At 77.9% G+C, this 1,218-nt stretch carries 1 protein-coding gene and 1 riboswitch; the gene reads left to right on the forward strand.

The features are described 5' to 3' along the window. Positions 1-301: 301 nt before the first annotated feature. Positions 302-456: riboswitch (cyclic di-AMP (ydaO/yuaA leader) on the forward strand. A 14-nt stretch (positions 457-470) separates the two neighbouring features. Continuing rightward, the coding region (locus E9529_RS21420) for a coiled-coil domain-containing protein (protein ID WP_374201384.1) at positions 471-1,218 on the forward strand (748 nt) is incomplete at its 3' end.

A 1,218-nucleotide genomic window follows, 5' to 3' on the forward strand; every position in this document is an offset into this window, starting at 1 on the left:
CTCCAACCCCACCCAGCGCGCCCTGCGCACCACCCTCGCCGACCTCCCCACCACCCTCACCCAGCACGCCGTCCGCCCCCCGGCCGTCTGGGTCGTCGGCGACGTGGCGGACCTCACGTCAGCCGGGTAAGGGCGTGTTGCGGCGTGCCGGTGACCGCCCGTGCTGGGGCGGAAGACGTACGGCAACGGCCTCGGACGAAGTTGCCCGCAGGCATGGTGAAGCCGCGGATCGCCCCCTAGCGTGAGCCCGTCCGGACGGACCCGTCCGTCGCTGAAACCGGTGACAACCGCCCGGACGCCGCCGAACCACCCGCCGGATCCGTCCGGCACCGGACCGGGGACCCACACGCACCACCCGGGGTGAAGCGGCCGACCGGCCCGCACGGGCCGCCGGCCGCCGGGCGCCTTCCCGCCCGAACCCGTCAGCTAACCCGGTAGGCGGCCACGGAAGAAAGGAACACCCGCCGCACATGGCGAGTTCGCTCAGCCCTGCCCACCGCCGGATCACCGGACGGCGGGCCCTGCTGGCCCTCGTGGCCGCCGGCGCTGTCGCCCTGACCCCGCTCCCCGCCTCCGCCGACCCGGAGCCGGCCACCTCCCAGGAGGCCGCGGAGCTCATCGCCGCCCGCGCGCACGACCTGGAGGTGCTCACCGAGCGCTTCAACGAGACCCGCGAGCAGCTCGCCGCGACGCAGGCGGCCGCCGACGCCGCCGCCGAGGAGCTCACCGCCGCGCAGGCCGCGCTGGCCGAGGCCCAGGACCGGGTCCGCACCGTGGCCCGGAGCGCGTACACCGGCGAGGGGCTCGGCACCCTCGAGGCCGTGCTGACCAGCGAGTCGGCCGGCGACCTGGTGGACCGGGTCGGGCTGCTCGACACCATCGCCGCCCACAACAACGGGGTGCTCGGCGAGGCCGAGAGCGCCGGCGAGGACGCCGAGCAGGCGCAGGTGGCCGCCGAGGAGGCCGCCGCCGAGGCGCAGGCGCACGTCGACCGCGTCGAGGCCCAGCGCGCCCGGCTCGACGAGCAGATCGCCACCTACCAGGCCCAGTACGAGCGGCTGACCGCCGAGGAGGAGCGGGCCTCCCGCGCCGAGGCCGAGCGGCGCGCCGCCGAGGAGGCCGCGGCCGCGCAGGCGGCGGCCGAGGCCGAGGCGGCGCAGGCCCCCGCAGCGGCTCCGGCCCCGCAGGGGGCTCCTGCCCCGGCACCCGCCGCCGCGG

Source organism: Blastococcus sp. KM273128 (assembly GCF_021698975.1).
Lineage (GTDB): Bacteria > Actinomycetota > Actinomycetes > Mycobacteriales > Geodermatophilaceae > Blastococcus.